22 protein-coding genes are annotated in these 23,202 nt (G+C 67.5%); 9 read left to right on the top strand and 13 right to left on the bottom strand.

Translation table 11 applies throughout. The annotated features are described in order from the left end of the window. Nucleotides 1-17: 17 nt before the first annotated feature. The 4 genes from BUB76_RS14910 to BUB76_RS14895 form a co-directional block, all read right to left on the bottom strand. Nucleotides 18-1,055, bottom strand: a complete 1,038-nt coding sequence (locus BUB76_RS14910; RefSeq protein ID WP_073129642.1) for a TRAP transporter substrate-binding protein — start codon at nucleotides 1,053-1,055, stop codon at nucleotides 18-20. Between the two features lie 70 nt (nucleotides 1,056-1,125). Further along, a complete protein-coding gene (locus BUB76_RS14905) occupies nucleotides 1,126-2,454 on the bottom strand; it encodes a TRAP transporter large permease (protein ID WP_073129595.1) in 1,329 nt (442 codons plus the stop codon). Beyond that, entirely contained in the window at nucleotides 2,444-2,992 is a 549-nt protein-coding gene (locus BUB76_RS14900; protein ID WP_073129594.1) for a TRAP transporter small permease subunit, read from the bottom strand. Before BUB76_RS14900 ends, BUB76_RS14905 begins: the two co-directional genes overlap by 11 nt. Beyond that, a complete protein-coding gene (locus tag BUB76_RS14895) occupies nucleotides 2,989-3,756 on the bottom strand; it encodes an N-formylglutamate amidohydrolase (protein ID WP_073129593.1) in 768 nt (255 codons plus the stop codon). The genes BUB76_RS14900 and BUB76_RS14895 overlap by 4 nt, the downstream gene beginning before the upstream one ends. A 115-nt stretch (nucleotides 3,757-3,871) precedes the next feature. Here BUB76_RS14895 and BUB76_RS14890 point away from each other — a divergent pair, with 115 nt between their 5' ends. Next, nucleotides 3,872-4,753: a MurR/RpiR family transcriptional regulator gene (locus BUB76_RS14890; protein WP_073129592.1), complete on the top strand. Its 882-nt coding sequence runs from the start codon at nucleotides 3,872-3,874 to the stop codon at nucleotides 4,751-4,753. On the opposite strand, the gene BUB76_RS14885 is transcribed toward BUB76_RS14890, so the two are convergent. Both BUB76_RS14885 and BUB76_RS14880 read right to left on the bottom strand, forming a co-directional pair. After that, entirely contained in the window at nucleotides 4,750-7,284 is a 2,535-nt protein-coding gene (locus tag BUB76_RS14885; RefSeq protein ID WP_073129591.1) for an ATP-binding protein, read from the bottom strand. The two genes, BUB76_RS14890 and BUB76_RS14885, sit on opposite strands and share 4 nt — an antisense overlap. A gap of 62 nt (nucleotides 7,285-7,346) precedes the next feature. Continuing rightward, nucleotides 7,347-7,859, bottom strand: coding sequence for a putative pterin-binding protein (locus tag BUB76_RS14880; protein ID WP_073129590.1), 513 nt, complete (start codon nucleotides 7,857-7,859; stop codon nucleotides 7,347-7,349). A gap of 235 nt (nucleotides 7,860-8,094) precedes the next feature. Between BUB76_RS14880 and BUB76_RS14875 the strand changes: the two genes are divergently transcribed. Continuing rightward, entirely contained in the window at nucleotides 8,095-8,709 is a 615-nt protein-coding gene (locus BUB76_RS14875) for a response regulator transcription factor (RefSeq protein ID WP_073129589.1), read from the top strand. Here the strand turns inward: BUB76_RS14875 and xylB are convergent. From xylB to BUB76_RS14845, 6 genes are all read right to left on the bottom strand, one after another. Further along, nucleotides 8,703-10,145, bottom strand: a complete 1,443-nt coding sequence (gene xylB, locus BUB76_RS14870) for a xylulokinase (RefSeq protein ID WP_073129588.1) — start codon at nucleotides 10,143-10,145, stop codon at nucleotides 8,703-8,705. The genes BUB76_RS14875 and xylB overlap by 7 nt on opposite strands. Nucleotides 10,146-10,212: 67 nt before the next feature. Then, nucleotides 10,213-10,899: an ABC transporter ATP-binding protein gene (locus BUB76_RS14865; protein ID WP_073129587.1), complete on the bottom strand. Its 687-nt coding sequence runs from the start codon at nucleotides 10,897-10,899 to the stop codon at nucleotides 10,213-10,215. Beyond that, nucleotides 10,896-11,642 carry an ABC transporter ATP-binding protein gene (locus tag BUB76_RS14860; RefSeq protein ID WP_073129586.1) on the bottom strand — a complete coding sequence of 249 codons (747 nt, stop codon included), beginning with the start codon at nucleotides 11,640-11,642 and terminating at the stop codon, nucleotides 10,896-10,898. The genes BUB76_RS14865 and BUB76_RS14860 overlap by 4 nt, the downstream gene beginning before the upstream one ends. Further along, a complete protein-coding gene (locus tag BUB76_RS14855; protein WP_073129585.1) occupies nucleotides 11,635-12,618 on the bottom strand; it encodes a branched-chain amino acid ABC transporter permease in 984 nt (327 codons plus the stop codon). Before BUB76_RS14855 ends, BUB76_RS14860 begins: the two co-directional genes overlap by 8 nt. Further along, the gene (locus BUB76_RS14850) at nucleotides 12,615-13,541 is read right to left on the bottom strand and encodes a branched-chain amino acid ABC transporter permease (protein WP_073129584.1); all 927 of its coding nucleotides are present in this window, start codon (nucleotides 13,539-13,541) and stop codon (nucleotides 12,615-12,617) included. The genes BUB76_RS14855 and BUB76_RS14850 overlap by 4 nt, the downstream gene beginning before the upstream one ends. 48 nt (nucleotides 13,542-13,589) lie before the next feature. Next, nucleotides 13,590-14,720 (bottom strand): ABC transporter substrate-binding protein, encoded by a 1,131-nt coding sequence (locus BUB76_RS14845; RefSeq protein WP_073129583.1) that lies wholly within the window; start codon nucleotides 14,718-14,720, stop codon nucleotides 13,590-13,592. A 232-nt stretch (nucleotides 14,721-14,952) separates the two neighbouring features. On the opposite strand from BUB76_RS14845, the gene BUB76_RS14840 reads away from it, so the two are divergent. The 6 genes from BUB76_RS14840 (at nucleotide 14,953) to BUB76_RS14815 (ending at nucleotide 22,318) form a co-directional block, all read left to right on the top strand. Next, a complete protein-coding gene (locus tag BUB76_RS14840; RefSeq protein WP_073129582.1) occupies nucleotides 14,953-16,536 on the top strand; it encodes an ABC transporter substrate-binding protein in 1,584 nt (527 codons plus the stop codon). A gap of 200 nt (nucleotides 16,537-16,736) precedes the next feature. Further along, nucleotides 16,737-18,278: an ABC transporter substrate-binding protein gene (locus BUB76_RS14835; RefSeq protein ID WP_236737932.1), complete on the top strand. Its 1,542-nt coding sequence runs from the start codon at nucleotides 16,737-16,739 to the stop codon at nucleotides 18,276-18,278. A gap of 102 nt (nucleotides 18,279-18,380) precedes the next feature. Next, a complete protein-coding gene (locus BUB76_RS14830; protein WP_073129580.1) occupies nucleotides 18,381-19,361 on the top strand; it encodes an ABC transporter permease in 981 nt (326 codons plus the stop codon). Between the two features lies 1 nt (nucleotide 19,362). After that, nucleotides 19,363-20,340 (top strand): ABC transporter permease, encoded by a 978-nt coding sequence (locus tag BUB76_RS14825; protein WP_073129579.1) that lies wholly within the window; start codon nucleotides 19,363-19,365, stop codon nucleotides 20,338-20,340. Then, a complete protein-coding gene (locus tag BUB76_RS14820; protein WP_073129578.1) occupies nucleotides 20,337-21,326 on the top strand; it encodes an ABC transporter ATP-binding protein in 990 nt (329 codons plus the stop codon). Before BUB76_RS14825 ends, BUB76_RS14820 begins: the two co-directional genes overlap by 4 nt. After that, nucleotides 21,323-22,318, top strand: coding sequence for an ABC transporter ATP-binding protein (locus BUB76_RS14815; protein ID WP_073129577.1), 996 nt, complete (start codon nucleotides 21,323-21,325; stop codon nucleotides 22,316-22,318). Before BUB76_RS14820 ends, BUB76_RS14815 begins: the two co-directional genes overlap by 4 nt. A 304-nt stretch (nucleotides 22,319-22,622) precedes the next feature. Here the strand turns inward: BUB76_RS14815 and BUB76_RS17715 are convergent, their stop codons facing one another. Beyond that, the gene (locus BUB76_RS17715; RefSeq protein WP_139250889.1) at nucleotides 22,623-22,940 is read right to left on the bottom strand and encodes a hypothetical protein; all 318 of its coding nucleotides are present in this window, start codon (nucleotides 22,938-22,940) and stop codon (nucleotides 22,623-22,625) included. Between the two features lie 15 nt (nucleotides 22,941-22,955). Between BUB76_RS17715 and BUB76_RS14810 the strand changes: the two genes are divergently transcribed. After that, nucleotides 22,956-23,202, top strand: a 247-nt coding sequence (locus tag BUB76_RS14810; protein ID WP_073129576.1) for a transposase, incomplete at its 3' end; no start/stop codon positions are given.

The following is a 23,202-nucleotide window of genomic DNA, read 5'->3' as shown; positions in this document are numbered from 1 at the left end:
CGCCCCGCGCGTTGGTCTCAGCCGAAGGTGTAGGGTGCGCCTGCGGTGTTGATGACCTGGTTGTACTCGCGGAAGATGTCGACGACGCGCTGGTGCGTCTCGGATTCCTGCGCGATCTCGTCCCAGAAGGCCACGGCGGCCTGCTCGACCTCGGCCCATTCCGAGGCGGGCACCTCGCGCAGGGCCAGCTTGTCACCGCGGGCGCGCAGCCGCGCCTCGCCGCCCCAGTACCACTGGTTGCGGTAGAAGTGACCGGCCTCGATCCCCGCCATGACGATGGATTTCAGGTGATCCGGCAGGTCGGCCCAGCGTTCCTGGTTCACGAAGAACGATCCGATCCACGCGCCCGAGATGTTGTTGGTCAGGAAGTAGTCGGTCACGTCCGCCCAGCCCACGGTATAGTCCTCGGTGATGCCGGACCACGCCATGCCGTCCAGCTCGCCGGTCTGCACCGCGACCTCGGCATCCTCGTAGGGGATGTTCACCGGCACCACGCCGAACTGCGTGAGGAAGCGCCCGGCCGTGGGGAAGGTATAGAGCTTCAGGCCGTCGAGGTCGGCGACCGACGTGATTTCCTTCGTGGTGTTGAAGTTGCACGGGTCCTGCCCCGCCGCCGACAGCCACTGCACGCCGACCTTCTGATATTCCTCGCGCCAGATGTCGGCCAGGCCGTACTGGTTGAACAGCACCGGCACGTCGAGGATCGACTTGGTGGCAAAGGGGAAATACCCGCCGAAGACGCGCATGGGCGTGGGCGACGCCATGGAGTCGTCGTCCGAGTGGACGCCGTCGATGGTGCCCCGCTGCAGCGCCTGGAACAGCTCGCCCGTGGGGACGATCTGGTCGGCGTAGAACAGCTCGATCTCGAGCTCTCCGTTCGCGTTGGTGTTGATGTAGTCGATGATGGGCTTGGTCACCTGCTCGCCCAGCGCGGCGCCGGCATAGGTCTGGAACCGCCAGCGGATGGGCTCCTGCGCGTGCAGGACGGCGGGCGCGGCGAGCGTGGCGGGCGCGGCAACGGCGGCACCCTGCAAGAACTTGCGTCTCGTGGTCATGGTCATGAACTCCTTGTTGGTTGGAAAGGGCGGGGCGGTTCGGGCCGCCCGCTTTGGTTATGCGCGAATGTCAGTAATCGTAGATCAGCCCCGGCAGCCAAAGCGCGATCTGCGGGAACACCATGACCAGGATCAGCGCCACGATCATCACGCCCACGAAGGGAATGATCGAGCGATAGATGTCGGTGATGGTGATCTCGGGCGGCGCCATGGCCCGCATCAGGAACAGGTTATAGCCGAAGGGCGGCGTCATGTAGGCGATCTGGCAGGTGATCGTGTAAAGCACGCCGTACCAGATCAAGTCGAACCCCAGCGCGCCCACCAGCGGCACGTAAAGCGGCGCGACGATCACCAGCATGGCGGTATCGTCCAGGAACGTGCCCATCAGAAGGAACGACAGCTGCATCAGGATCAGGATCACCCAGGGGTTCAGCCCCCATTGCGTGGTGAACAGGTTCTCGATCGCCTTCACCGCGCCCAGCCCGTCGAACACCGCGCCGAAGGCCAGCGCGGCCAGGATGATCCACATGAACATGCAGGTGATGGCCAGGGTCTGGCGGATCGAGGTCTCGAACACCTGCCGGGTCATCCGGCCCTTGGCGACGGCGGCGAAAAAGGCCGCCAGCGCGCCGATGGCCGAGCTTTCCACCAGCGACGTCCAGCCGTTCACGAAGGGCACCATCATCACCGCGAAGATGCCCACGGGCAGAAGCCCCGCCAGCAGCAGGCGGTATTTCTCACCCCGTGTGATCTGGTCCAGCTCGCTGCGGTCGATGGTCGGGCCCAGGTTCGGCGAGATCCGGCAGCGGATGGCGATGTAGATGATGAACAGCGCCGCCATCATCAGCCCCGGCACCGCCCCCGCGAGCCAGAGCTGGCCCACCGGCTGCCGCGCGATCATCGCGTAGAGCACCAGCACCACCGAGGGCGGGACGAGGATGCCAAGGGACGAGCCCGCCTGGATCACCCCCGTGACCATCAGCTTGTCGTAGTTGCGTTTCAACAGCTCGGGCAGCGCGATGGTCGCGCCGATCGCCATGCCCGCCACCGACAACCCGTTCATGGCCGAGATCAGCACCATCAGCCCGATGGTTCCGATGGCCAGCCCCCCGCGCAAACCGCCCATCCAGACGTGGAACATGCGATAGAGGTCGTCGGCGATTTTGCTATCGGACAGGACGTAGCCCATGAAGATGAACATCGGCAGCGTCAGCAGCGGGTACCAGCGCATGAGCTTGATCGCCGCCGCGAATCCGATGTCGTAGCCGCCCCGGTCGCCCCAGAGCAGGACGGCCGCCACCACCGCGACGAAGCCGATGGCGCCGAAGACCCGCTGCCCGGTGAGAAGCAGCAGCATCATCGACGAGAACATGAGAAGGGCGATCATCTCATAAGGCATCGCCCTGCCTTTCGCCGTGATGGAAGCGCCCGACCTTTTCGCCGGTGCGCAGGAAGATGATGTCCTTCGCCAGCTCGCTGAGCGCCTGCAGCAGCATCAGCGCGATGCCGACGCACATGGTCACCTTGATCGGCCACATGTAGGGCCGCCACGGGCTGGAACTGCGCTCGCCCCCGTACTTGAAGCTGTAGGACGTGCTTTCGATCCCGCCCCAGAGCAGGATCACGAGGTAGACGATCAGGAAGAAGACCGTGAAGCAGTCGATCCACGATTTCTTGCGCATGGACCATTCGCCGTAGAACAGGTCCATCCGCACGTTGGCCCCCATCTGCATCGCGTAGGGGCCGCCGAGGATGTAGTAGCCGACCATGACGAACTGCGCCATTTCCAGCGTCCAGAGCCGGGGGGTGAAGAACGCCTTGTTCATGCTGGAATAGAGCAGGATGCCCATCAGCACGAAGATGCCGAACATCATCACCCGGCCGAGGCCGTAGTTGAAGCCGTCCACCAGCCTGACATAGCGGCGCAAGACGTTCATTCGGCGGCCTTCGCGTCAGGTCCCGCCAGCGCCTGCCGCAGCATCGGCAGAAGGTGGTCGGCCATGGCGGCCGCGCGGTCGGGCGTGTCGATCAGGTCGTTGCGGATCTCCAGCATCAGGGCGGGCCGTCCGTGGTCGTCGCCATGGACCTTCAGCATGTGGCCCACCCCGTCGGCCGGGCCGTAGGGTTCGTTCACCCGCGCGTCGTAGGTGCCGCGCGCGGCCTCGATGGCGCAGGCGCACCGGGCGAGGTTGCCATCCGCGTTGTGCAGGAATCCCAGTTCGACGGCACGGGGCTGGCCGTCGAAGACCGGCGTGAAGCTGTGGATGGTCAGCAGGGTGACGGGGGTCCCGGCCTGCCGCTCCTGCGCGGCCATGACCTCGGCCAGGCGATCGTGGAAGGGCTGCGCGACGCGGTCGTGGCGCTCCTGCCGGGCGGCGGCGTCCAGCCCGCGGTTTCCGGGCACGTCGAACACCTCGGACCGATCGGGGATGGCGCTTGCGGCCTCCAGCGGGCGGTTCAGGTCATAGACCAGGCGCGAGATCCGGGCGGCGACCAGTGGCGCGTCCAATGCCCGGGCCAGGGGCGCCGCAACGTCCAGCGCGCCGATATCCCAGGCCGCGTGCGATGCGCGCGCCGCGGCGTCCAGACCCAGGCCGTCCAGCGAGGCGGGAATGTGACTGGCGGCATGTTCGCAGACCACGACCAGCGGCGCGCCGCGCCCTGCCCCGATCACCTCGACCGTTTGCCAATCATCGTCCAAGCCGGACTTCCCCTTGCCAGATGGGATCGAGTGACGCTGGATTCCGATGGCAAGTCAAGGATTTTTCTGTAATCTTTGTTTCAGCCCGATGGGCGCTGTAGGAAAAGGAACGATCATGGGCAGACGCAAGCTGGTCCGCGATCTCCTGCGGGAAAAGCAGGCCGACCTGACCGCGTCCGAGCGCAAGCTGGCCGCCGTGCTGCAGGACGGGCAGCTTGTCCCGGGGCTGCAATCCATCACCAAGCTGGCCGAAAGCGCCGAGGTCTCGACCCCCACCATCGTGCGGCTGGCCCGCAAGCTGGGCTTCGACGGGTTCAACGACCTGCAGGACGCGATCCGCAGCGACGTGGCCGACGCCATGAAGCAGCCGCTGGCCAAGCTCGACCCCGGCGGGCCGATGCCGGGGGGCGACCACATGCTGTCGCGCTTCGTGACGGCGGTGTCGGACAACATCAACCGCACGCTGGAACGGCTGGACACCGCCGCCTTCGACCGCGTGGCCGGGGTTCTGGCCGACCCGTCGCGGCGGCTGCACCTGCTGGGCGGGCGCATCACCCGGTCGAACGCGGCGTATTTCTTCAACCACCTGCAGATCATCCGCCCCGGCGTCACGCTGCTGGACAGCGCGCCCAGCGTGTGGCCGCAGGCGCTGCTGGACATCGATGGCGGCGCGGTGCTGATCGTTTTCGACATCCGCCGCTACGAGAAGGGGCTGGAGAAGCTCGCCACGCTCGCCCGCGGCCAGGGGGCCGAGATCGTGCTGTTCACCGACATCTGGGGATCGCCCATCGAACGGCACGCCGACCACACCTTCCGCGCCATGGTCGAGGTGCCGTCGGCCTGGGACAGCACCCTGGCGCTGAACCTGCTGATCGAGGCGCTGATCGCCGAGGTGCAGGCCCGGCGCTCCGACAGCAGCGCCCAGCGCATCGCCGCGCTCGAAGACATGATCGGGGAAAGCCGGATTTTCCGCTCGGGACAGGGCGCGGCCGACTAGAGCCCCAGCGCGGTCCGGCTGCGCGCCCACTCGGCCCGCGCGACGTGGTGGGCGGCGGTCAGATCCGCGCCGCCCCGCAGGTCGTCCCGCGCCGCCTGCTCCAGCGCGCCCAGCGCGCCCTGCAACGCGGTCGCCCCGAACATCGCCGCGCTGCCGGCCGAGCGATGAGCCTCGTCGGCGATGATGGCGGGGTCTGCATCGGGGCCCTTCGAGATCAGCGTATCCACCTCGCGCGCGAAGCGGCCCAGAAGGTCGTCGACCCGCTCGGGACCCAGTGCCTGGCGCAGATCGGCCAGCGGCTCGGCCTCGACGGGATCGGCGGGGCGATTGCCTTCGCCCGATGTCCATCGATCGACGACACACAGCAGGGCATCCCCCAGCACGGGCTTGACCATCACGTCGTTCATGCCGTCGGCCAGGAAAGCCGCCTGCTCTTCCGCCTGCGCGTTCGCCGTCAGCGCGATGATCGGCACGTCGGACGACGCGCCGTTGCCCCCGCGGATCAGGCGCGTGGCCTTGCGGCCGTCCATCTTCGGCATGCGGACGTCCATGAGAACCACGTCGAACCGGCTGCGCGCAGCCAGGCGCACCGCTTCGGCCCCGTCGGTGGCCTCGGTCACGTCGTGACCGGCCCGCCCAAGCGTTTCGCGCGCGATGGTGCGGTTGATGACATTGTCCTCGACCAGCAAGACGCGGGCCGGCCGCACCGGCGCGACGGGCTGGATGGCAGCTTGCGGCGTCTCGTCCTCCTGCGGCTCCGTCGGCACGACCGGGAGGCGGACGCAGAACGTGCTGCCGCGTCCAGGCGCGCTTTTGAGGGTTATGGTGCCGCCCAGCGCCTCGGCGAAGCGGCGGGCGAGCCCCAGGCCAAGGCCCGTGCCACCGGCCTGCCGGTCGTAGGTCGTGTCGCCTGTGGTGAAATCCTCGAAGATCCGTGCCTGCATGTCCTCCGCAATGCCCGCGCCCGTGTCGCGCACGGCAACGTGCAGCTCGGGCCGGTCGTCGCCGGACGGATCCGCCCCCGGCTCGACCGTCGCGGTGATGTCGATTTGACCGCCATGGGTGAACTTCACCGCGTTGCCGACGATGTTCAGCAGGATGCCCTCGATCCGGTCGCGGTCGGCCAGGATCCAGTCGACCCTGTCGCCCTCCCACGCCCAGGACAGCCGCGTGTCGTTGGCGCGGGCCGCACCGCTCTGGTTGTCGACGATATCCTGGATCATCCGGCCGACATGCATCGGACGTTCCCGCAGCCGCAGTTTGCCCGCGTCGTAGCGGGTGATGTCCAGCACGTCGGTCACGTGCCGCAGGAGCATCCGGCCGGACGTCTCCATGTTGCGCACGTAGTCGCGCTGGCGTTCCGACAGGACCGTTTCGCTCAGCAGGCCAAGGTTGCCCATGAGACCGTTCAGCGGCGTGCGGATCTCGTGGCTCATGGTGGCCAGAAAATCGCTCTTGGCGCGTTCGCTGGCCAGCGCGCGGTCGCGGGCGGCGACCAGGTCCCGCTCGGCCTGAACGCGGTGCGAGATGTCGCGCAGGACCAGCACGTAGATGTCGCCCTCAACGGTGGTCGCGCGCTGGACCGACAGTTCCACCGGGAAGACGGTGCCGTCCGCCCGGCTGGCGACGCCCTTGACGCGGCCCTTTCCCAGGATGGCGTGCTTGCCGGTCCGTTCGAAGGTCCGCATCTCCTCCTGGTGCCAGTCCTGCAGGTGTTCCGGCACGATCACTTCCGAAAGGTTCTTGCCGATAGCCTGGGCGGCGAAGACACCGAACGTGCGTTCCGCCGCGGCATTGAAGCTGAGGATCTTCCCGGTCTCGTCACTCAGGATCACGGCGTCGAGGGAGGTTTCGGACACCACGCGCACCCGTTCGTAGGCGGCGGCGACCTCGGCTCGGCGGCGCATGCTCTGGGCGTTGAGCCAGCCGAGGCGAATGGCCAGCAGAACCAGCGCAAGAAGCAGTCCCCCCGCCACCGTCGCAAGCTGGACCAGGGTGCGCAGAACCTCGGCGCGGCGTTCATCGCTCAGGCGGGAAAAGAAGGTGATCCCGGCTCCCGAGAGCTGCCGCACCGCCGGCCGCAGCGTCTCGATCCGGGCCTGGAGCGCGGGCGCCGCTTGCAGCAGGTCCTCGGGGGGGCCGTCGATCAGCGGCACGGTGTCGTCGAGGAAGGACACGACCCGCGACATGGCGTAGTCGAACTCATCGAGGTCGCGCACGGGCGCATAGGCCGACCCGTTTCCCAGCAGATCCACACGGCTGTAGAAGATGTCGAAAGCCTGGGTGACCTGCTCGACGTCGCCCAGATTCGCGCCGCCCGGCGACAGGGCATTGGCGGCCAGTTGCAGCCGCAAGAAATCGATCTCGACCTGCGACAGGGTCCATTGCACGTTGTCCAGCCGGGCGCTGCGTTGATCCTGCAGATCGCGCAGGACATTCAGGGTCAGCGCGCCCAGGATCAGCACCAGCACCGCGAAAACCGACGCCCCGATGGCGATCCGGGCCAATTGCAGGGGGTTCAGGGGCTTCACCTTTATCCGACCTTCAGCAGATGAAGCGACCGCACCAGGGACGTGCGCCCGCCGGTGAAGGGTTAGCGGATGACCTCGATTCGGTCGAGTTGCCAGATCGACCGGGAATAGATCAGCTCCGACCGGTATTCCGGTGCCGAGTCGTAGGGGTAGATCACCCAGAGCGGCCCCTTCTCCCGCAGCGACATGGGCGCGCCGTCCAGGTGCCAGGCCATGATCGGGCCGCCCTCGACCGCGTCACTGACCGGGATGTCGATGGCGTAATCGTTGATGGCACGCGCCCTCAGGATCCCGTCCGTGATGTCGAACTCTTCGACGAACGCGGCGAGCGAGGTGCCGTGAAACTCGTGGGTGCCTTCGGTCCAGATCGTGGATGTCTCGATCCTGGTCTCGTCCAGCTCGCGCAGCCGCTCCAGATCGAAGCGCGCGATATCGTCGCCATCTTCGGAGTGCAGGGCGCCGGTGACGGTGAGGATCACGTCGTCGGCGTCCTGGTCGATCTCTTGCGCGCAAAGCGACGACGCCAGCAGGACCCCCAGGGCGGCGAGACCGACTTTCTTCGATAGATGCACCATTCAAACCGCCATAACGCCAATCAATTGCTAAATCCGAAACCCGGGAGCGGTCACCTCGGGCAAAGGGATAGGGTCGGGCCCGATCGGGTAGGCCCTTGCCGATGCCGCGGATTATGCATACTCACCCAACCTTCACGAAGTGTTATGTTCGCTCCGCACAGTATCATTTATCATTTTTCGGGTTCTGCACACGTATGCGGTGTGTAAAATGGCGAGTGGGCCAAGGACTATGCTTATGAGAGTCTTGATCGCGGACGATCACGATCTGCTGCGCGACACACTGGTGGAATATCTTCAAAGCCAGGGCGGATTCGAGGTGGACTGCGCGGGCGACCTCGACACGGCCCTTGCTCTCGTCGAAAGCAGCGCGCCCTTCGACCTGATCCTTCTGGACCTGAAGATGCCCGGGATGGACGGGCTGAACGGCCTGACCCGGATGCTGGGCGCGCGTGGCGGGCAGCGCGTGGCCTTGATGTCGGGCAGCTGCACGCGCGAAACCGCGGAACGCGCGATCGAGCTTGGCGCGGCGGGTGTCGTGCCAAAGACCATGTCGGCGAAGTCCATGGTCAACGCGGTCAAGTTCATGGCCCTGGGTGAGATCTACGCCCCGGTCGAGTTCCTGAACGCCATGGACAGCGCGGCGACCCACCCGCTGACCCGGAACCTGACCAAGCGCGAGCAGCAGGTCCTGCGCGGCCTGACCGAAGGCAAGGCCAACAAGGAGATCGCGCGCGATCTCGACGTGCAGGAACCGACGGTCAAGCTTCACATGAAAACGCTTTACCGCAAGCTGGGCGTGGCGAACCGCACCCAGGCGGCGCTGATCGCGCGCGAGGCCGGACTTTACTGATCCAGCCGCGCCGCGTCGCGCAGACCGGCAAACCGTTCGGCCCGTTCACGCAGCGCGCTTGTCAGCGCGGCATCGGGCGAAACGGTGCTGGCGACGGTGGGCTGGCTGCGGAACGCGTCCGAGTCCTCTCCGGCGGCCATGGCGCCAAGCCGCGCCGCCCCCAGCGCCGCGCCGTGATCCCCCGCCTCCGGCAGGTCGATTTCCACCTCAAGTGCCGATGCGATGATCTTCAGCCAGTGCTGCGACCGGGCGCCGCCCCCGGTGGCCGCGATCCGGTCCAGCTTGGTGCCCGCCGCCGCGAGCGCGGCCGACGATTCCCCCAGGCCCAGCGCCACGCCCTCGAGCACCGCGCGCGTCAGGTCCGCCCGGCCGGTCGCGTGCCCCAGCCCGTGGAACAGGCCGCGCAGGCTTGCGTCGTTGTGCGGCGTCCGCTCGCCCGACAGGTAGGGCAGGAAGGTGACGGGGCCGGGCGCCGCGGGCGTGTCGCCCAGCTCGGCCACCAGGTCGCCGGGCGTCGCGCCGAGGATGCCGGCCAGCCAGTCGAGCGCCGAGGCCGCCGACAGCATCACGCCCATCTGGTGCCACGTCTCGGGCAGCGCGTGGCAGAAGGTGTGCACCGCGCTGTCGGCGTTGGGGCGATACCCCTCGGTCGCGGCGAACAGCACGCCCGAGGTGCCCAGCGACACGAAGCCCTGGCCTTCGCCCAGAACGCCCATGCCCACGGCGGTGGCGGCGTTGTCCCCTGCCCCGCCCGCGACGGGGATCCCCGCCCGCAGGCCGAAGCGGCTTGCCAGGTCGGCGCGCAGGTCGCCCGCCCGCGCGGCGCCTTCGACAAGGCGCGGCATGTGATCGCGTGACAGGCCGGTGGCGCTCAGGCACGCGTCGGACCAGTCGCGCGCGGCCATGTCCAGCCAGCTGGTCCCGGCGGCATCCGACATCTCGGACACCCGCTCGCCCGTCAGCCACAGGCGCAGGTAGTCCTTGGGCAGCAACACGCAGTCGGTGCGGTCGAACAGCTCGGTCTCGTGGGTGCGCATCCAGGCCAGCTTGGGCGCGGTGAAGCCCGGGAAGACGATGTTGCCGGTCACCGCGCGGAACGGCCCCTCGGCATCCATGCGCGCGGCCTCGGCGTGGGCGCGGGTGTCGTTCCAGAGGATCGCGGGGCGCAGGACGGCATCGGCGGCGTCGAGGCAAACCGCACCGTGCATCTGGCCCGACAGCCCGATCCCCGCCACCCGCGACAGGTCGTGGGTCCGGGAAAGCTGCGACAGGCAATCCTCGGTCGCGCCGATCCACTGGGCGGGGTCCTGCTCGGACCACCCGTCATGGGGCCGCTCCACCGTGAGGGCGGAGTCGGCCTGGCCGACCGGCGCGCCCGCCTCGTCGATGAGCAGGGTCTTCACCCCCGAGGTTCCAAGATCGATGCCCAGATACATGTGCCGTCCTTCCCATTTCATGTTAGCGCCAAGATCAGGGGAAAGCGCGGGGCATGCAAGCGGTCGCCTAGACCCCCAGCAGCCGGTGCGCCGTGTCGTCGTCAAGCCCGCGCATCGGCCCGGACCAGACGCTGCGGCCCCGTTCGAGGATCACCGCGCTGTCGGCCAGCTTGCGCAGGTCGCGCAGGGACTTGTCGACGATCAGGATCGACTGGCCCGCCCCCTTCAGCTCGGCGATCGCATCCCAGATCTCGGCCCGGACCAGCGGGGCCAGACCCTCGGTCGCCTCGTCGAGGATCAGAAGCCGCGGGTTGGTCATCAGCGCGCGGCCGATCGCCAGCATCTGCTGCTCGCCGCCCGACAGCGAAGCGGCCAACTGGGTGCCACGCTCGGTCAGGCGCGGGAACAGGCGGCCCACGGCGGCGCGGCTCCAGGGTCCCGGCCGCGCGGCGGCGGCGAGGTTTTCCAGCACCGTGAGGCCGGCGAAGCAGCGCCGCCCCTCGGGCACAAGGCCCAGCCCCAGCCGCGCCGCGCGGTGGCTGGGCAGCGCGTGCAGGTCGCGGCCGTCGAAGCGCAGCGTGCCCTGCGACGGGATCATCCGGCAGATCGACTTGATCGTGGTCGACTTGCCCATGCCGTTGCGGCCCATCAGCGCCAGCACCTGCCCCGGCGCGAGGTCCAGCGACACGTCGAACAGCACCGGCACCGCGCCATAGCCCGCCTGCAGGCCCTCGATATGCAGAAGCCGGCTCACAGGTCCCCCAGGTAGGCGCGGCGCACCTGGCGGTCGGCGCGCACCTCGTCCACGCGGCCCGACGCGATGACCCGGCCCGCCACGAGCACGCTGATCCGGTCGGCAAGGGCAAAGACCGCGTCCATGTCGTGCTCCACCAGCAGGATCGGCGCCTCGGTCCGCAAGGCATCGAGCAATCGGGTCAGCTCGGCCGAGCCTTCGCCTCCGAGCCCCGCCATGGGTTCATCCATGACGAAGGCCCGGGGCGCGAGGCTGAGCGCGATGGCGACCTCGAGCAGGCGGCGCTGGCCGTGGGACAGCGCCGCGGCCGGCATGTCGGCGACGCCGCCCAGCCCGACGCGGTCGATGGCCGCCAGCGCGCGGTCGTGCCGGTCGCCCCGCCCCAACGCCCGGCGGAGCAGACCATACCCGCCGCCGTCGCGCCCGGTGGCGCCCAGCGTCACGTTCTCCAGCACCGTATCTTCCATCGCCAGGGCCGAGACCTGGAAGGTCCGCGCCAGCCCCCGGCGCGCCCGCTGGGCCGGCTTTGCGGCGGTCACGTCGATCCCGTCCAGCCGCACCTGCCCCGCATCTGGGGCGAGGCTGCCGCAGATCTGGGCGATCAGGGTGGATTTGCCGGCGCCGTTCGGCCCGATCACGGCGTGGATTTCGCCGGGCCGGAGATCCAGCGACACGCCGTCGGTGGCCAGCAGCGCGCCGAAGGACTTGCGCAGCCCGTGGGTGCTGAGCACCGCGTCAGACATGGGGCCCTGCCTTGCCGGTCAGCAGCCCGACGATACCACCGCGCGCGAACAGCACGACGCCCAGCAGGATCGCGCCCAGCCAGACGTGCCAGAAATCAGTCAGCCCCCCCAGCCAATGCTCCAGCGTCACGAACAGGCACGCGCCGATCACCGGCCCCGCCAGCCGCCCGACACCGCCGAGGATCACCAGAACGATCAGCTCGCCCGACAGCTGCCAGCTGAACATCGCGGGCGACACGAAGCGGTTCAGATCGGCGTACAGCGCACCGGCCAGCCCGGTGATCGCGCCCGAGATGACGAAGGCAACCAGCTTGACCCGCGTGGGCGAGATCCCCACGGCCGCCACCCGCGCCGGGCTTTGGCGTGCGGCGTTCAGCGCCAGACCCAGCGGCGCCGATCGCAGCCGCGCCGACAGCAGAAGCGCCAGCACCAGCGCCGCGAAGCACAGGCCGAAGAACTGCACCGGCACCAGCGTGTCGACGCCGGGAAAGCTGTTGCGCAGGTAGATCGGCAGGCCGTCCTCGCCCCCGTAGGCCGACCAGGAGATCGCGAAATAGTAGAACATCTGCCCGAAGGCGAGCGTGATCATGATGAAGTAGACCCCGCCCGTGCGCAGCGACAGAAGCCCGATCACCCAGGCCGCAAGGGCCGAGACGCAGACGGCCACCAGCCAGATGACCGGCATGGACTTGGTGCCCTCGATGGTCAGCGACCCCAGCTCCAGCGGCGTGTAGCTCTGCGCGTGGAAGGCGAGGATTCCCATGGCATAGCCGCCAAGGCCGAAGAAGGCCGCGTGGCCCAGGCTGACCAGCCCGCCGTACCCAAGCGCGATATTCAGGCCCGTGGCGGCCAGCGCGAGGATCGCCGCGCGCGTGGCCAGCGTGATGGTGAATATCTCACCCAGCGCCCACGCGCCCAGGGCGACGGCCAAAAGCCCGGCGACGGCGCCGATGGTGACCAGACGCTCGGGGATCATGCGGGCCGCGCGCCGCCGAACAGGCCCGTGGGCTTCCAGACCAGCACGGCGCCCATGAGGATGTAGATCAGCATCGACGCCAGCGCCGCGCCGGTCTGGGCGGCGGCCTCGGGCGCCATGGCGACCGTCAGGATCAGCGGCAGGAAGATGCCGCCAAGCGTATCCGTCAGCCCCACCAGCAGCGCGCCGATGAAGGCGCCCTTGATGGACCCGATGCCGCCGATGACGATGGTGACGAAGGCCAGGATCAGGACCGGCTCGCCCATGCCGACCTGCACCGACTGGATCGCGCCCACCAGCGCGCCGGCCAGACCGGCAAGGGCGGCGCCCAGCGCGAAGACCAGCGTGTAGAGCTTCGAGATGTCGACGCCCAGCGCCGCGATCATCTCGCGGTCGTCCTTGCCCGCGCGGATCTGCATGCCCAGCCGCGTGCGCTGGGTCAGCCACCACAATCCCGCCGCCACCACCAGCCCCACGCCGATCAGCGCCAGGCGGTAGAGTGGATACTGGATCCCGCCGGGCAGCGTCACCGGCCCCGACAACGCGTCGGGAATGTCGAGATACAGGGGAAACGAGCCGAAGACCCAGCGCGTGCCCTCGGAAAAGACCAGGATCAGCGCGAAGGTCGCCAGCACCTGGTCCAGATGCGGCGCGTCGTAGAGCCTGCGGATCACCGCGACCTCGATCAGCACCCCGGCCAGCGCTGCGGCCGACAGCGCGGCGACCAGCGCCAGCGCGAAGGACCCGGTTGCGGCCGCCGCGGCGGCGGCCGCGAAGGCGCCCACCATGTAAAGCGAGCCGTGGGCCAGGTTGATCAGGCCCATCACCCCGAAAATCAGCGTCAGCCCGGCCGCCATGAGAAACAGCATGACGCCGAATTGCAGCCCGTTCAGGACCTGCTCGATCAGTAGGATGGCGGACATGGGGTCTTTCGGGTGGGCACGCCCCGGCTCAGGGCCGGGGCGGTCGCATTACATGTTGCACTCGGCCGCGTAGACGTCGGCGTGGTCTTCCAGCGCGGTACCGATGATGCGGTTGGTGTAGACACCGTCTTCCTCGATCACCTCGCGGGCATAGATCGTCTGGATCGGGTGGTGGTTCGAGCCGAAGCGGAAATCGCCCCGGACGCTATCGAAATCGGCCTCTTCCAGCGCGGCGCGGAAGGCGTCCTGGTCGGACACGTCCGCCTTTTCCATGGCCGAGATCAGCAGGTTCGCGGTGTCGAAGCCCTGGCTGGCGTAAAGCGACGGCAGCCGGTCGTATTCCGCGACGAAGCTTTCGACGAAGGCCTGGTTGGCCGCGTTGTCCAGGTCCTTCGACCACTGCGACGTGTTGGTGACGCCCAGCGCGGCGTCGCCCACGGCTTGCAGGATACCCTGGTCGAAGCTGAACGCGGGGCCGATCACCGGCTTGTCCACGCCGCTGTCCGCATATTGCTTGAGGAACGAGATCCCCATGCCACCGGGCAGGAAGAAATAGACCGAGTCCGCGTCCGAGGCGCGGATGGCCGCGATCTCGGCGGCATAGTCGGTCTGGCCCAGCTGGGTGAAGGTCTCCTGCGCGATGTCGCCCTCGAACAGGCGCTTGTAGCCGGTCAGCGCGTCCTGCCCGGCCGGGTAGTTCGGCGCGAGGATGAAGCTGTTGGAATAGCCGACCTCGGACGCATATGCGCCAGCGGCCTCGTGCAGGTTGTCGTTCTGCCAGGCCACGTTGAAATAGTTCGGGTGGCAGCCCCGCCCGGCCAGCTGCGACGGCCCCGCGTTGGGCGACAGGTAGAACTTGCCCTGCGCGGTGGCCGACGGCACCACCGCCATGGCGAGGTTGGACCAGATGATGCCGGTCAGCACGTCGACCTCTTCGGACTGGATCATCCGGTCGGCCAATTGCACGGCGATGTCGGGCTTGCGCTGGTCGTCCTCGATCACGACCTCGATGTCGTCGCGGCCCGATTGCTCGATGGCCAGCATGAAGCCGTCGCGCACGTCGATGCCCAGGCCGGCGCCGCCGCCCGACAGCGTCGTGATCATGCCGACCTTCACGTCGGCCATCGCCGCCGTGGCGCCGATCGCGCAGGCCGCCGTCGCAAGCAGAAGGTGTTTCATCTTCGTCTCCCCGGTGTTTGTCCCGGGGCGGACTTTTCGACAGGCGCGCGGGATATGCAACGCCAAAGCCCGACACGGGACGCGCCTTGCCCGCGCAGGGCGCAGGGCGCGCGGGATTTCATCGACGCGGCGCGGCCCGACCGCCGGTTGCCGCAACGTGAAGCGTGGCAGGCTTGCCATTCGCGCCACGCGCCGATTACCTTCCCCGGAAAACAAACCAGGGAGACCTCAAGTGAAACTCACCAAAACCGCTTTGCTGGCCACGACTGCGCTGGGCATTCTTGCCGGCGCCGCCTCGGCCGAAACGCTGCGCTGGGCGCGCGCGGGCGACAGCCTGACGCTGGATCCGCACGCCCAGAACGAGGGCCCGACCCACACGCTGGCCCACCAGATCTACGAGCCGCTGCTGCTGCGCGACACCGCGGGCGAGTTGGAAGGCGCGCTGGCCACCGACTGGGCCGTGAGCGAAGACGATCCCAATGTCTGGATCTTCACCCTGCGCGAAGGCGTAACCTTCCACGGCGGCGAGACCTTCGACGCCGAGGACGTGATCTTCTCGATCGAGCGCGCCAAGTCGCCCGACAGCGACATGAAGGAGCTGCTGAACTCGATCGTCGAAGTGCGCGCCGGCGAAGGCAACACCGTGGAATTCGTGACCGACGGTCCGAACCCGATCCTGCCGTCCAACCTCACCAACCTGTTCATGATGGACAAGGGCTGGGCCGAGGCCAACGGCGCCGTGGACGTGCAGGACTACGAAGGCGGCGAGACCACCTTTGCCGCGGCGAATGCCAACGGCACCGGCCCGTACATGCTGGAAAGCCGCGAGGCGGACGTCCGCACCGTGCTGGTCCAGAACGAGGACTACTGGGGCATGGACGAATTCCCCATGGACGTGACCCGGATCGAGTTCACCCCGATCCAGAACGCCGCCACCCGCGTGGCCGCCCTGCTGTCGGGTGAAGTCGACTTCATCCAGGACGTGCCCGTCCAGGACCTCGAGCGCGTGGACAGCTCGGACGGCCTGCAGGTGAAGAACGCGCCGCAGAACCGGACGATCTTCTTCGGCATGAACGTGGGCGCCGACGACATCGAGAACGACGATGTCGAGGGCGCGAACCCGCTGTCGGACGTGCGCGTGCGTGAAGCCATGAACATGGCGATCAACCGCGACGCCATCCAGCAGGTCGTCATGCGCGGCCAGAGCCAGCCCACCGGCGTCATCATGCCGCCCTTCGTGAACGGCTGGACCGAAGAGCTGGACGCCGTGCCGGAAGGCGACATGGAAGCCGCCAAGCAACTGCTGGCCGACGCGGGCTATCCCGACGGGTTCTCGATCCAGCTGGACTGCCCCAACGACCGCTACATCAACGACGAAGCGATCTGCCAGGCGGTCGTGGGCATGATGGCCCAGGCCGGCATCACCGTGAACCTGGACAGCAAGCCCAAGGCGCAGCACTTCCCGCTGATCTCGAACGGGACCACGGATTTCTACATGCTGGGCTGGGGCGTTCCGACCTTCGATTCGGAATACGTCTTCAACTTCCTCGTGCACACCCGTGGCGACGAGCTGGGGTCCTGGAACGCCACCGGCTATTCCAACCCCGAGCTTGACGAGAAGATCGTGAGCCTGGCCTCGACCACCGACCTGGACGCGCGCAACGCGACCATCGCCGAGATCTGGGACACCGTGCAGTCGGAAACGCTGTACCTGCCGGTCCACCACCAGGTGCTGAACTGGGGTCTGTCGGGTTCGGTCGACACCGAAGTCCAGCCGGAAGACCAGCCGAAGTTCAAGTACTTCAGCATGAACTGATCCCCTCGGGGACTGAAGTTCCGGGGGCGGCCGCCACGATCGGCCGCCCCCGCGTTTTTCCATCGGGCGCGTTTCGCGCCGATGCGACGGCCGGGCCCCGACACGCGTAGACGCAAGATGCGTGACAGATTGGCCAAAGGCGTTACCCTCGACCGCGTCCGTTCCCCATGCGAAAGGCTGCCGCCATGCGATTCCTAACGATGACCCTCACCGCCCTCGCGCTCGGCGCGCCCGCCGCGGCCGAGACCTTCCGCTGGGCGGGGCAGACCGACCCGCAGACGCTCGACCCGCACGCGGTCAGCTCGACGCCCGTGCTGGGCTTCCTGAACAATGTCTACGAGGGCCTCGTCCGGCGCGGGCAGGACATGACGATCGAACCCGCGCTCGCCACCGGATGGGAGCCCATCGGCGATGGCGAAGGCTGGCGGTTCACCCTGCGCGAGGGCGTCACGTTCCACGACGGCGCGACCTTCGACGCCGACGACGTGATCTTCAGCTACGAGCGTGCATCGTCCGAGCAATCCGACGTGTCGTCGTGGTTCGCCCCCGTCTCGCGCGTCGAGAAGGTGGACCAGTACACCGTCGACATCTTCACCTCGGCGCCCAACCCGATCTTTCCCGACAGCATCGCAAACTGGATGATGATGGACAGTGGCTGGGCCGAGGAGAACAACACCGCCCGCCCCGACAAGGAGCAGGGAAACCACGCGACGCTGAACGCCAACGGCACGGGCGCCTTCAGGGTGACCGGGCGCGAGCCGGGTCTGGAGACCACGCTGGCGCCTTTCGACGATTGGTGGGGCGAGGCCGAGCACAACATCACCGAGGCGATCTTCACCCCGATCCAGAACCCGGCGACGGCCGTGGCCGCGCTGATCTCGGGGGACGTGGACATGATCAACCCCGTGCCCATCCAGGACGCCGAGCGGCTGGACGCCCGCGAGGGCGTGAAGGTCATCAAGGGGATCGAGGCGCGCGTCATCATGCTGGGCGTGGGCCACGACCACGCGCAGCTGAAATTCGGCGCCGATGCCGGTGCGCCGAACCCGTTCCAGGACGTGCGCGTGCGCCGCGCGGTGGCGCAGGCGATCTCCGTCCCCGCGATCCTGCAGACGATCATGCGCGGCAATGCCGAACCGGCCAGCCAGCTGGTCAGCCCCGCCATGCGCGGCTTTTCCGAGCCGAACGCCGAAGGCGTCACCCAGGATGTCGAGTCAGCCCGCGCCCTGCTGGACGAGGCCGGCTACGGCGACGGGTTCTCGTTCGGCCTGAAATGCCCCAACGACCGCTACCTGAACGACGAAGCCGTCTGCCAGGCCATCGTGTCGATGCTGGCGCAGGTCGGACTCGAGGCCGAGCTGGAAACCATGCCGGTGCGCAACTACTGGCCCGAGCTGCGCGACGACGCGTTCGACATGTTCCTGCTGGGCTGGTCGCCCGGCACCTTCGACGCCGAGCACCCGATCCGGTTCCTGGTCGCCACGCCCGAGGGCAACCTGGGCACCTGGAACTTCGGCGGCTTCTCGAACGACCGGATCGACGAGATCCTGCCGATGATCCAGTCCGAGATCGACGACACCCGCCGCCAGGAGCTGCTGGACGAGGCCGCCGCGATCATCCAGGACGAAGTGGCCTACGTGCCGCTCTACGTGCAGCCGCTGGTCTGGGGCGCGCGCGAGAGCATCGAGCTGGTCCAGCGGCCCGACGATTTCTTCATCCTGCGCTGGGTGCGCGTGAACTGAAACGGCCGGGGGCCAGCCCCCGGACCCCCGGAGGTATTTCTGGAAAGATGAAGCCGATGCCGATTTTCCCGACGATCACGCCGATGGCGGGGGCCGCCTGAGATGCTGGCTTTCGTGCTGCGCCGGGTGTTCCAGTCGATCATCGTCCTGCTGGTGGTGGGGCTGGTGGCGTTTTCCATGTTCACCTTCGTGGGCGACCCCATCGACAACATGCTGGGGCAGGAACGCACCCAGGCCGATATCGAGCGGCTGCGCCAGCAGCTTGGGCTCGATCAGCCCTTCGTCGTGCAGTACTGGAATTTCCTGCAGAACGCCGCGCAGGGCAATTTCGGCGTGTCCTACCGGCAGGGCCGCCCGGTATCCGAGATCCTGCTGGAACGCGCGCCAGCGACGCTGGAGCTGGCGGCGGTCTCGGCGCTCTTCGCCATGGCGCTGGGCATCGGCCTGGGGGTCTTCACCGCCATCCGGCGCGACGGCGTGGCCTCGAACCTGATCATGTCGATCTCGCTGATCGGGGTGTCGCTGCCGACCTTCCTGATCGGCATCCTGCTGATCTGGGTCTTCGCGGTCGAGCTTTCGTGGCTGCCATCCTTCGGGCGGGGCGAGGTGGTGCAGGTGGGCGGCTGGTCCACGGGCTTCCTGACGTCTTCGGGGCTGAAGGCGCTGATCCTGCCGGCGATCACGCTGGGGCTGTACCAGATGACGCTGATCATGCGGCTGGTGCGGTCGGAAATGCTGGAGGTGCTGCGCCAGGACTACATCCGGTTCGCCCGGGCCCGCGGGCTGCGCGAGCGCGCCGTCAACTTCCGCCACGCGCTGAAGAACACGCTGGTGCCGGTCATCACCGTCACGGGCCTGCAGCTGGGCGCGATCATCGCCTTCGCCATCATCACCGAGACGGTGTTCCAGTGGCCGGGCGTGGGCCTTCTGTTCATCAACGCCATCCAGTTCGTCGATATCCCGGTCATGGCCGCCTACCTCATGCTGATCTCGGTCATGTTCGTGGGCATCAACCTGATCGTGGATCTTCTTTATTTCGCCATCGACCCGCGCCTGCGGGCGGGCCGCGGCAAGGGACACTGACATGAGCGACGCGAGCCAGGGCGCCAGCCGCCACACCGATGCCAGCGCCGAGAAGCCGACCCCCAGATCGCGCTTCGGCCGGGCGTGGGAGTCGGACTTCGCCTGGAAGTTCCGCCATTCGCCGGTGGCGATCATCGCCAGCGCCGTCGCGTTGCTGATCGTGCTGGCCGCGATCTTCGCGCCGCTCATCGCGCCGGTGGATCCGTTCGATCCCGGCGCGCTGAACCTGATGAACGGGTTCACCCCGCCCGGCACGCCCAACGCCTTCACCAACGAGACATTCCTGCTGGGCACCGACGACCAGGGGCGCGACGTCTTCTCGACGATCCTCTACGGGCTGCGCATCTCGCTGTTCGTCGGCGTCTCGGCGGTGCTGTTCGCGATGGTGCTGGGCGTGACGCTCGGGCTTATCGCGGGATATGTCGGGGGCTGGGTCGACACGATCATCATGCGCATCGCCGACATCCAGCTGACCTTCCCGTCGATCCTGGTGGCCATGCTGATCTTCGGGATCGCCAAGGGCGTGACCCCGGTGGGATACCGTGACCAGATGGCGATCTGGGTGCTGATCCTTGCGATCGGCCTGTCGGACTGGGTGCAGTTCGCGCGGGTGGTGCGGGGCGCCACGCTGGTGCAGGCAGGGCGCGAATACGTCCAGGCGGCGCGGCTGATCGGGCGCAAGGGCCCCGCCATCATGCTGCGCCACATCCTGCCCAACGTGCTGAGCCCGGTTCTGGTGATCGCCACCATCAGCCTGGCGCTCGCCATCATCGCCGAGGCGACGCTGAGTTTCCTGGGCGTGGGCGCGCCGCCGACGCAGCCGTCGCTGGGCACGCTCATCCGCATCGGCCAGGGTTTCCTGTTCTCGGGCGAGTGGTGGATCCTGTTCTTCCCCGCCCTGACGCTGCTGGCCCTGGCACTGTCCGTGAACCTGCTGGGCGACTGGCTGCGCGACGCCCTGAACCCGAGGCTGAAATGACCGACGCCGTCCTGTCCGTCCGCGACCTGGTGGTCGAGATTCCCACCCGCCACGCGGTGCTGAAGCCCGTGGACGGCGTCAGCTTCGACATCGCGCCGGGCGAGATCCTGGGCGTGGTGGGCGAATCCGGCGCCGGCAAGTCCATGACCGGCAACGCCGTGATCGGCCTGCTGGACCGGCCCGCCCATATCTCGGGCGGAGAGATCCTGCTGAAGGGCCAGCGGATCGACAACCTGCCCTACGCCAGGATGCGCAAGCTGCGCGGGGCCGAGATCGGCATGGTGTTCCAGGATCCGCTGACGTCGCTGAACCCGCTTCTGACCATCGGCGACCAGCTTTCGGAGACGATGATCGAGCACCTGGGCATCTCGCAGGCCGAGGCGCGCAAGCGCGCCATCGCAGCGCTGGACGAGGTCGGCATCCCCGGCGCGGCGGATCGCATCGACAGCTATCCGCACGAATTCTCGGGCGGCATGCGCCAGCGGGTGGTCATCGCCCTTGCGCTTTGTGCCGAGCCGTCGCTGGTCATCGCGGACGAGCCGACCACCGCGCTGGACGTGAGCGTGCAGGCGCAGATCATCGCGCTGCTGCGGCGGCTCTGTCGTGAGCGGGACACGTCGGTGATGCTGATTACCCACGACATGGGCGTGATCGCCGAAACGGCCGACCGGGTCGCGGTGGTCTATGCCGGCCGCCTGGCCGAGCTGGGCCCCGTGGCCGAGGTGCTGGGCCGCCCCCGCCATCCCTACACGGAAGGCCTGATGGGCTCGACCCCCGCGGCCAGCGCGGGGCGCGCACGGCTGCACCAGATCCCCGGCTCCATGCCGCGGCTGGGCCACCTTCCACCCGGCTGCCCCTTCCATCCGCGCTGCCCCAAGGCGCAGGACGATTGCCGCGCCGACCCGGCGCCGACCCTGGCCGCCTGCAACGGGCGGGCCGCCTGCTGGCACCCCGTCAACAGCCCCGAATCCGAGGCCGCCGAATGACCGCCATTGTCACCGTCAAGAACCTGACCCGCCGTTTCGACGTCTCGAAACCCTGGCTGAACCGGGTGATCGAACGCCTGCCCAAGCGCAAGCTGGTCGCCGTGTCCGACGTGTCCTTCGAGATCGAAGAAGGCACGACCTACGCGCTCGTGGGTGAAAGCGGCTCGGGCAAATCGACCATCGGCAAGATGCTGGTGGGCCTGCTGGACCCGTCCGAGGGCGCCGTCGAGATCGAGGGCGTGAACCTGGATACCGAGACGGATCGCGCGCGGATCGACAAGGTCCGCAGCGACATCCAGATGATCTTCCAGGATCCCTATGCCAGCCTGAACCCCCGCTGGAAGGTGCGCGACATCATCGCCGAACCGGTGGCTGCGCGCGGCGGCAAGACGCAAGGCCTGGCCGAGCGGCTTCTGAAACAGGTGGGCCTGTCGGCCGACGACGCGGGAAAGTTCCCGCACGAGTTCTCGGGCGGGCAGCGGCAGCGCATCTGCATCGCGCGTGCGCTGGCGTCCGAGCCGAAATTCATCGTCTGCGACGAGCCGACCTCGGCGCTGGATGTGAGCGTTCAGGCGCAGGTGCTGAACCTGATGTCGGACCTGAAGGACGATTACGGGCTGACCTACCTTTTCATCAGCCACGACCTGACGGTGGTCAGCCACATGGCCGACACGGTGGGCGTGCTATACCTGGGACGCCTTGTCGAGGAAGCCGCCCCCGGGGACCTGAACGCGCGGCCCGCGCATCCTTACACGCAGATGCTGCTCGAGGCCGCGCCGCAGCTGGACGGGTTCGGGCGCGAGGTCGATCCGCCGAAGGGCGAGATCCCCGACCCGATCAACCCGCCGCCCGGCTGTGCGTACAACCCGCGCTGCCCTTTCGTGGTGGATCGCTGCCGCGAGGAACGTCCGCAACTGCGCCCCTTCGGCACGGGCCGCGTCGCCTGCCACCGCGCGGAAGAAGTGGTGGCGCGGATGGAAAAGGCGTCCTGAGCGGCGCGCGGGCGGCAGCGGCACAAACTAACGCTGGAAAGAAAAATACCGCCCTGACCGGACGTTAATACCGCGTGCTCAGGACAACGCCGCTGCGTGTCCTCGCCGTCACGAAGGCTGTTAACCTGGGTTTCCGGTAATCCGATGGTGCTGCCGGAGAGATTTGAAATCTCCAGAACCTACACCAACGCCTCATAAGTATCTGAAATATAACGATAATTAATGATCTGCGCTATGAGGCTTGGTACAGGTATTGGCACAAATATTGGCACAAAGCGGCCTGCTGACGCAGGCGGGTAGCGCGTCATTTTGTTGTCAGAGGACACTTCATGCCGTCAACCGAGTTCGACCACATGTCCATGCCGTAATTATTTCGATAGATGGTGGTAATAGTCGCGCCTCTGTCGAGGAAGAGACGAGAAACAGGATTTGCGCAGTAGTCGGCAACCTCGTTGACGAATTCCCTCGGAATCCCCGGTCCGTAAGTGTCGACGTCAAACACCATGACAAGTTCGAACCTCTCCGACCACGCTTCAACAAGTGTAATATTGGAGGTGAGCTTTGTCGGGTGAAATGCCCCCTCTGAAGTGGTCCGCCCACTGGGATAGAATGATCCCGTCATGGAGAGGACCAGAGAATGGCTGGGAAGCGAGAGAAGCCCGAAGACATCGTTCTGAAGCTGCGGCAGGTTGAGGTGCTGCAAGGCCAAGGGCTGTCGGTCGGTGATGCGGTGCGCCAGGTCGGCATCACGCAGCAGAGCTACTACCGGTGGCGCAGGCAGTATGGCGGCATGAGCCGCGATCAGCTGAAGCGACTCAAGGAGCTCGAGACAGAGAACCAGCGGCTCCGGCGTGCTGTCTCCGACCTGACCCTCGACAAGATGA

The sequence above is a fragment of the Palleronia salina genome, assembly GCF_900141995.1.
Taxonomy (GTDB): domain Bacteria; phylum Pseudomonadota; class Alphaproteobacteria; order Rhodobacterales; family Rhodobacteraceae; genus Palleronia; species Palleronia salina.
Note: the sequence above shows the minus strand (reverse complement) of the source record. Positions and strands in the feature narration are given on the sequence as shown.

What these genes read in the sequence shown, in the direction of transcription:
- BUB76_RS14845 (WP_073129583.1), bottom strand. Translation starts at nt 14,720, where the DNA reads ATGAAACACCTTCTGCTTGCGACGGCGGCCTGCGCGATCGGCGCCACG.
- BUB76_RS14820 (WP_073129578.1), top strand. Translation starts at nt 20,337, where the DNA reads ATGACCGACGCCGTCCTGTCCGTCCGCGACCTGGTGGTCGAGATTCCC.
- BUB76_RS14825 (WP_073129579.1), top strand. Translation starts at nt 19,363, where the DNA reads ATGAGCGACGCGAGCCAGGGCGCCAGCCGCCACACCGATGCCAGCGCC.
- BUB76_RS14890 (WP_073129592.1), top strand. Translation starts at nt 3,872, where the DNA reads ATGGGCAGACGCAAGCTGGTCCGCGATCTCCTGCGGGAAAAGCAGGCC.
- BUB76_RS14900 (WP_073129594.1), bottom strand. Translation starts at nt 2,992, where the DNA reads ATGAACGTCTTGCGCCGCTATGTCAGGCTGGTGGACGGCTTCAACTAC.
- BUB76_RS14905 (WP_073129595.1), bottom strand. Translation starts at nt 2,454, where the DNA reads ATGCCTTATGAGATGATCGCCCTTCTCATGTTCTCGTCGATGATGCTG.
- BUB76_RS14850 (WP_073129584.1), bottom strand. Translation starts at nt 13,541, where the DNA reads ATGTCCGCCATCCTACTGATCGAGCAGGTCCTGAACGGGCTGCAATTC.
- BUB76_RS14880 (WP_073129590.1), bottom strand. Translation starts at nt 7,859, where the DNA reads ATGGTGCATCTATCGAAGAAAGTCGGTCTCGCCGCCCTGGGGGTCCTG.
- xylB (WP_073129588.1), bottom strand. Translation starts at nt 10,145, where the DNA reads ATGTATCTGGGCATCGATCTTGGAACCTCGGGGGTGAAGACCCTGCTC.
- BUB76_RS14815 (WP_073129577.1), top strand. Translation starts at nt 21,323, where the DNA reads ATGACCGCCATTGTCACCGTCAAGAACCTGACCCGCCGTTTCGACGTC.
- BUB76_RS14855 (WP_073129585.1), bottom strand. Translation starts at nt 12,618, where the DNA reads ATGATCCCCGAGCGTCTGGTCACCATCGGCGCCGTCGCCGGGCTTTTG.
- BUB76_RS14875 (WP_073129589.1), top strand. Translation starts at nt 8,095, where the DNA reads ATGAGAGTCTTGATCGCGGACGATCACGATCTGCTGCGCGACACACTG.
- BUB76_RS14860 (WP_073129586.1), bottom strand. Translation starts at nt 11,642, where the DNA reads ATGTCTGACGCGGTGCTCAGCACCCACGGGCTGCGCAAGTCCTTCGGC.
- BUB76_RS14830 (WP_073129580.1), top strand. Translation starts at nt 18,381, where the DNA reads ATGCTGGCTTTCGTGCTGCGCCGGGTGTTCCAGTCGATCATCGTCCTG.
- BUB76_RS17715 (WP_139250889.1), bottom strand. Translation starts at nt 22,940, where the DNA reads ATGACGGGATCATTCTATCCCAGTGGGCGGACCACTTCAGAGGGGGCA.
- BUB76_RS14910 (WP_073129642.1), bottom strand. Translation starts at nt 1,055, where the DNA reads ATGACCACGAGACGCAAGTTCTTGCAGGGTGCCGCCGTTGCCGCGCCC.
- BUB76_RS14835 (WP_236737932.1), top strand. Translation starts at nt 16,737, where the DNA reads ATGACCCTCACCGCCCTCGCGCTCGGCGCGCCCGCCGCGGCCGAGACC.